4 protein-coding genes and 2 pseudogenes are annotated in these 6,884 nt (G+C 45.3%); 3 read left to right on the top strand and 3 right to left on the bottom strand.

The window, feature by feature from the left end:
- Positions 1 to 114 precede the first annotated feature (114 nt).
- The 3 genes and pseudogenes from ABLV30_RS25970 to ABLV30_RS25960 form a co-directional block, all read right to left on the bottom strand.
- Positions 115 to 724, bottom strand: a pseudogene (locus ABLV30_RS25970) (IS110 family transposase); the annotation flags it as partial.
- A 254-nt stretch (positions 725 to 978) separates the two neighbouring features.
- A pseudogene (locus ABLV30_RS25965) lies at positions 979 to 2,131 on the bottom strand (IS256 family transposase).
- 228 nt (positions 2,132 to 2,359) lie between these two features.
- Positions 2,360 to 3,121: a DeoR/GlpR family DNA-binding transcription regulator gene (locus tag ABLV30_RS25960; RefSeq protein WP_003031936.1), complete on the bottom strand. Its 762-nt coding sequence runs from the start codon at positions 3,119 to 3,121 to the stop codon at positions 2,360 to 2,362.
- A 204-nt stretch (positions 3,122 to 3,325) separates the two neighbouring features.
- On the opposite strand from ABLV30_RS25960, the gene ABLV30_RS25955 reads away from it, so the two are divergent.
- From ABLV30_RS25955 to ABLV30_RS25945, 3 genes are read left to right on the top strand one after another with little or no spacing between them, the layout of a single operon-like run.
- Complete coding sequence (locus ABLV30_RS25955) at positions 3,326 to 4,339, top strand: SIS domain-containing protein (protein WP_064169714.1); 1,014 nt, start codon at positions 3,326 to 3,328, stop codon at positions 4,337 to 4,339.
- A complete protein-coding gene (locus ABLV30_RS25950) occupies positions 4,336 to 5,256 on the top strand; it encodes an ROK family protein (RefSeq protein ID WP_003031933.1) in 921 nt (306 codons plus the stop codon). The genes ABLV30_RS25955 and ABLV30_RS25950 overlap by 4 nt, the downstream gene beginning before the upstream one ends.
- A 26-nt stretch (positions 5,257 to 5,282) precedes the next feature.
- Positions 5,283 to 6,701 (top strand): sugar porter family MFS transporter, encoded by a 1,419-nt coding sequence (locus tag ABLV30_RS25945; protein ID WP_224326237.1) that lies wholly within the window; start codon positions 5,283 to 5,285, stop codon positions 6,699 to 6,701.
- The last annotated feature ends 183 nt before the right edge of the window (positions 6,702 to 6,884 follow it).

The following is a 6,884-nucleotide window of genomic DNA, read 5'->3' as shown; positions in this document are numbered from 1 at the left end:
CTTTAAGCCATCTTAAATGACTCTGAGGTGTCTGTTAAACCCGTGGCGATTCAAAATGGTACTGGCCGTTAGCGTTCCTACGCAGGGAATGCTCAGTAAACGTTTCCCGACTTAATCCTTGTCCAGTATTCGTTTCAACTGAGATTCCAGATCTTTAATTTGTTCAACAAGGTAATGATAATGCTGTTGTAATTTCAGTAATAACTGGCTGAGATATTGAGGGAAGTCAATATCCTCGAGAATAGTGCTCAGCCGGCTAGCAACGGCAGCGCCGCGCGGCATACTGATACCAAATTCCAGCAGAAAAGCATGCATCTGATTGGTTGTTTTAACCTTATCCTGAACGAGAGATTCACGAACGCGATGCAGAGCCCGCATTGCCTGTTGAGATTCCGAACGGGGTTGAACGAAACGCATTGATGGACGAGATGCAGCCTCGCAGATGGCTTCGGCATCGACAAAGTCGTTTTTATTGGTTTTAACGAATGGACGGACAAATTGTGGCGATATCAGTTTTGGAATATGCCCAAGCGCGGTTAACTTTCGCGCCATGAAATGAGAGCCGCCGCAGGCTTCCATTGCGATAGTCGTGGCCGGACATGTTGCCAGAAATTCGATTAGCTTTGGTCTGGTGTACTTTTTACGATAAACAGCTTTGCCGTGGCGATCCAATATGGAAGGAATTTTTACCCAGATCGATACCAATGAGCGCAATGTTTTCCATGATGGTTCTCCGACTGTAAGCCTGTCCTCAGCATAGTACCGGGAAGGAGGGAGTGACTATCCTACGTTAAGCCTGTTTTTTGAACTGGCATGACGGGCAGTTTTAAGCGAAAAGCGGAAGTTCGCTATCATTACTCATTGCTAATGGTTGGAGTGACACCAAGCCCATAGAGAAATCTGCCTTAGATTTTGAGCATACAAGAAGTCTAAGGACCCGATAGAGCCTGCCTATAATTCTGTGTAACAGCCACCGTATTAAAGGTGATCGCTCGGGCGGTCACCGAACTCGATAATAAAACGACTTATTGCCAGCCGCCAGTTCTGGACCGGCATACTCCATTTTTTTGACGCATCCTTGATCGCCAGATAAACAACTTTCCGTACCGAGTCGTCCGTCGGGAACACTTTGCGTTTTTTTATGGCCGCACGGATCACGCTATTCAGCGATTCTATGGCATTTGTGGTGTAAATGGCCCGGCGGATAGCTGAATAACGTATTCAGGTTTTCCCAGTGCGCACGCCAGCTTTTGCTGATTTGTGGATACTTGTCGTCCCACTCTCCCGCGAAGGCATCCAGCCCCATCAGAGCCACCTCCTCGGTCGGGGCCTGATAAACCGCTTTCAGTCCGCTGGTGACGGCTTTGTAGTCTTTCCTGGCTAAGTATTTCAGACTGTTACGCACCATATGGATAATGCACAGCTGGATATGGGGTTGCGGGAAGACGCTGTTTATCGCATCCGGGAAGCCCTTCAGACCATCCACACAAGCAATCAGGATGTCCTGAAGGCCTTCATTTTCGGCCTGTCACATGCCCAGCAACTCTTTCTGGCCTTCGGTATTGATCCCCAGCGCAAGGAAAACAGCTTTGTTTATCACACTGCCATTCTGACGAACCTTGACAACAATACATTCGATATAAACAATGGGATACAGAGCATCCAGCTGCCGGTTTTGCCACTCAGTGGCCTGCTCTTTTACGGCGTCGGTGACTTTAGATATCAGCGCGGGTGAGACATCTGCGTCGTACATCTCTTTGAAGGTTGCGACGATTTCGCGGGTAGTCATGCCTTTGGCGTAGAGGGATAAAATCTGGCTGTCCATCTGCGTAATGCGCGTCTGGTGCTTCTTAATCAGTTCCGGTTATAAGGTGTTTTCACGGTCACGCGGCGTGTTCAGTTCGATCTCGCCGTCATCGCATAACACCGTTTTTGACGAGTAGCCATTGCGGGTGTTTGAGACTCTTTTGGGCGCATCTTTCTCATGCCCAAGGTGGTCAGTCAGCTCCGCATTGAGCGCCGTTTCGACGGTAAGTTTCGTCAACACGCGGGAAAAAGCATTGAGATCGGCTTCGGTTTTAAGGCCTTTAGCCAGTTCAGCCGCAAGGGCTTTGAGTTTCTTTTCGTCCATAATTGCCTGTCTCCGTTACCGGAGTGAACATATCAAAATCAGGCAATTACACAATTTTAATTACAGTCTCACTCGATACCATTCCACTATGACCCAGCATCAACAATTAAAGCCTGTTATTTCATTAGCAGGCTTTTTAATCTTTAACTTTCATTAAATGAAAAAATCAACAGCTAATGACTTAAATAACCTTATCCATTGAGATTCGAGTCGATTCTAGGTGTAAATTCACACGCTGGCGTATTTAATTTTCCCATCGTATAACGAGTCTGTTTTATCTTTCTTTTTCGTATCGGTTATTATCATGTCTATATCAGAGATACTACAGACGTGTGAAAGCGCCCGATATCCTATTTTTGTTGTATCAGCCAATACAACGCGTTTAGTCGCCGAATTCAGAATGGCTTTCTTAGTGGGGATTTCAATTGCATTGATATTAGTGATCCCCGCTTCAGGATGCACCCCTTCAGCACCGAGAAATGCCCAGTCGGCATGAACTTCGCTGAATTTCCTCGTGGCATCGGGTCCTACAAGGGTATATGAGTTCCCAACAACAACTCCACCCGTCACGTTCAGATTTATCGCGGGATATTGGCTCAGTAGCATAGCGATATTGAGATCGTTCGTGATAACTGTCAGATCTTTTTTGTATATCAAACACGCAGCGAGCTCATAAACCGTTGAGCCATTGTCCAGAATAACTGAGTCACCGTCAGCTATCAGTGAAGCCGCAAAAGCGCCAATTGACACCTTCTGCTCATGGTTTCTGCCACGACGAATGCTGTAAGGCGTGTCTTGCCCTTCAGATGACAATACCGGCAATACGCCACCATGCGTCCTGACTATCTTCCGCCCTTTCTCAAGGTACATTAGATCCCTACGGATCGTTGAGCTATCCACCTCAAATAAATCTGCTAATTGATTGGCATTCAGATAACCATTTGAAACTAGCATGGAAAGAATTTTTTCCCGTCTCTCAGGTGCAAGCATTCGTCTTCCTCTCACAGATGTGTGCAAAGCGTCTTTAATTTAAACACTCATTCAAAATGATAATCTATTCATCTAGTTACATCAACAACGTCAACCATAAGCAAAAAGTAATATTACTGTCACACAAACGATATCGTGCATTGACACGCACGATATCGTGCATGTACGTTGTAGGTGTTTTTCTAACCTAATGACGAGAATGCTATGAAAACCCCATACGAAAACGACATCTCAATGCAACCAGAAGCCGCTCTTGCTCAACTCAATACGCCGTTGCCGGAAGGGCTGAAGTCCTTAAAATTAGATAGTTATGACCGAATCATCCTGACCGGTATGGGGTCTTCTGACTATGGTCTGATCCCTATTGAGAGAGCGCTTGCTGCCAGGGGATATCCGGTATGGAGAATAGATGCAGGCCGGCTGTTGGATATGCCTTCACTGGTAACTGAAAATACGCTTTTGTGGGCTACATCTCAATCAGGCATGAGCGGTGAAATTGTTGCGCTGCTTGAGCAAGGTATTCAACCACGCACGCTTATTGGATTAACCAATGATCCAAATAGTGTATTGGGTAAAAAGGCTGACATTCTCATCTCACTCAACAGCGGTGACGAAGCGACTGTAAGCTCAAAAAGCTATCTCAATACCTTGATCGCCAGTCACCGTGCTCTGGCTGTTTTGCTTGATGAGGATGAGCATGTAATTTGCAGCACCGTTAAAAACATCGTTCCGGTAATCCGTTCTCTTCTGGCTGCTAATCAGCATGTTGCGGGGATGGCAGAATCTCTTTTTAGCCATACGCACCAACGCGTCGCATATATTGGCACCGGCTCATACGCCTCAAGTGCGCTGACCGGGGCACTGATCACTAAGGAAGCTTCAAAAGTTAGCGCGGAAGGTTTTGTTGGCGGAGAGTTTCGTCATGGTCCTTTGGAAACGTCTGGTAAAGGAATGCTTGCCATTCTCCTTGGAAAGCCGGGCGATGAGACTCTGGAGCGCCTGTCTGCAGAAATGGTGGCGAATGGCACGAGCGTCGTCACTATTGGCGAAGCAGCTTTTGCAGGATCAACGCTGCTTTCCGTTCCTGAAGGTAACGAATTGTGCCAACTGCTGTGTGGCTTTATTTACATCGAACAGCTGACTGTTGAATTAGCCGAACAGAATGGTTTTGTACCAGGGCAGTTCCTGTTCGGTCAAAAAATCACGGTGGCGGTATGACAGAATTAATCAAAATGGTACAAGCTGGTGTCGATATCGGAGGAACCGGTACTCGCATCATTATTCACGGTGAAGAGGGCACTCTGAGCACTAAAACCATTCCTACGGCTTTATTTAATGTGGTTGAACAGGAACAGCGCTCCGAGCTTCTGGCCTCATACATCCTCTCTTTAATTCCTGAGGGAACGAAACTGGTTAGCTTGGGAATAGGTGCAAGTGGACCTGTAGATACGAGTTCAGGAATTATTAATAACAAAGATACTCTTGAATGTTTTTCTTTTTTCCCTTTGGTTGATGAGTTAAAAAAATTACTCAATGTAGAAGTCGGCATAGATAATGACGCGGTTGCTGCTGTACTTGGCGAGTATTATTTTGGTGCAGGAAAGAATAGCAAACGGCTTTTAATGGTTACGCTTGGGACCGGTATCGGTGTTGCTTTGCTTGATAACGGAAAACCTTTCCGCACCAGTGATGGTCAACATCCTGAGGCAGGACATATTCCTGTCTCAGGTAACCCAACAACTTGTTATTGCGGTTTACGAGGGTGTTGGGAAATGCTTGCGTCAAGAACATGGCTCCAGCAAAACTTAGAAACGCTACTGCCTGAACATCCTTTTGAAAAAAAGGATATCAATTTTTATAAAGAGATGGCCAAAGAAAGAGAAGATATCGCGAGCGTATTTCATCGTTATGGAAATTATCTTGGAAGAGGTCTGGTAACGCTACTGACATTATATGGCCCAGATCTCACCATCCTGAGTGGAAGCGCTGCTCATTATTATCCATTGTTCAAAGAAGGATTGGAAGAATCTCTCACGCGTGCAGATGCGTATGAAATTAACATGAAAATTGTGCCATCAGAATTAGGTGATACTGCTGGGGCTCTCGGAGCAATCGTTATTCCTGAACTTAGTTAATTATAAATGACAGACGGGTGGGCATCATGGGGCAATTAAAAAGCAAAGAAGTCTCAAGCAGTCATCGTGGAAAAAAAACAAGCATATTTATTATCATGTCGGTCATAATATCTTCCATAGGAGGAATTATATTTGGTTATGACACGGGAATTATAGGAGGAGTAATCCCTCTTATTGGTAAAGAGTTTCAGATCAACGACCTTATGCAAGGCATTGTTGTAAGCATGTCACTCCTCGGCGCGATGTTGGGCTCTCTTGCCGCAGGCCCGCTTGCTGATAAATATGGTCGCAAAATTAACCTACTGGCTTCGGGTCTTTGCTTTGCAGCAGGTGCTGCGATTTCAGGGTTTAGTAACAGCATCGAGCTGCTCATCTTTGCGCGTATACTTCAGGGGATTGGTGTTGGTGCTTCATCCGTACTTGTACCCGTGTATATCGCTGAGCTTTCGCCTGCTAAAATTCGTGGTGTTCTCGTCACCTCATTTCAGCTGATGATCACCGTTGGTATTGTCATGGCTTACGGTGTAAACATGGTCGCAGATAGCTATGCTGAATGGCGTATGCCAGTTGGGATTGCTGGCGTCCTGGGCGTAATTCTTGCAATAGGCGTCATGTTTGTAACGGAATCCCCTCGCTGGTTAATTGCGACAAACCGTAAAGATACAGCGAAGCATACATTAATAAAATTGCGTGGGATCAGCGATGTCGATAAAGAAATCAATGAAACAGAACGGCTGAACACTATTGAAAGTGTGGATATGCTTTGGCGTGACCTTTTCAGGGGGCATGTCAGACCAATGATTGCTATCGGGGTGTTGGTTGCATTCTTCTCCAATGCTTGCGGCATAAATTTGGTTATCTACTTTGCTCCTCAAATCCTCCAGTCCAGTGGGTTTACTTCCTCGGCATCATGGATTGGTACTTTTGGGCTTGGAATTACAAATGTTCTGTTTACTATTGTTGGCATGCTAATCATCGAGAAAGTTGGTAGACGTCCATTGCTGATTCTGGGTGCTATCGGTTTGACGGTTAGCCTGGTTATTCTTGCGGTTATATTCTCTATTCCTGCATTCCCCGGAAGCAACTGGCTTGCATTTAGTTCTTTAGTCTTTTACATCATCATGTATGCAATTAGTCCTGGCATGTTAGGTTTCTTGATTATTTCAGAAATCGCACCTTTAAGAGCCAGAGCTAAGGCGACGAGTTTGTCAATCTTTGTCATATTTTCCACTAACTTAGTCATCGCTATATTCTCTCTGCCGATGTTAAACGGATTGGGGGCGTCGACAACATTCTGGATTTTTTCTGCAATATGCATAGCTTACACCATATTCAGCTTCTTTGTTCCAGAAACTGGTGGCAAGAGTTTGGAGGAAGTTGAACTTTACTTTAAATCTAAGGTAGAAGGGGTGAATACTGATGACCTCGAAGAAGCGAAAGGCTAAAAACTTTTAAGATATATGTTAACTAAAGTGGCAAGCTCCGAATCAACGAAGTTGCTTGTCATTTTTATTATTCACCCATGACCTTCTACCCGTTAATTAATAAAAACTAACGGTAGCAACTTCCATTCCTGACACTCAGCCATAGCTGGCTGATACAAAGGCTGCTTTGAGCGAACAGCGGAA

It is taken from the genome of Klebsiella sp. CN_Kp113 (genome assembly GCF_040064585.1).
GTDB lineage: Bacteria > Pseudomonadota > Gammaproteobacteria > Enterobacterales > Enterobacteriaceae > Klebsiella > Klebsiella michiganensis.
Note: the sequence above shows the minus strand (reverse complement) of the source record. Positions and strands in the feature narration are given on the sequence as shown.

Coding starts and splice junctions, on each gene's coding strand:
- ABLV30_RS25960 (WP_003031936.1), bottom strand. CDS start 3,121: ATGCTTGCACCTGAGAGACGGGAAAAAATTCTTTCCATGCTAGTTTCA.
- ABLV30_RS25945 (WP_224326237.1), top strand. CDS start 5,283: ATGGGGCAATTAAAAAGCAAAGAAGTCTCAAGCAGTCATCGTGGAAAA.
- ABLV30_RS25955 (WP_064169714.1), top strand. CDS start 3,326: ATGAAAACCCCATACGAAAACGACATCTCAATGCAACCAGAAGCCGCT.
- ABLV30_RS25950 (WP_003031933.1), top strand. CDS start 4,336: ATGACAGAATTAATCAAAATGGTACAAGCTGGTGTCGATATCGGAGGA.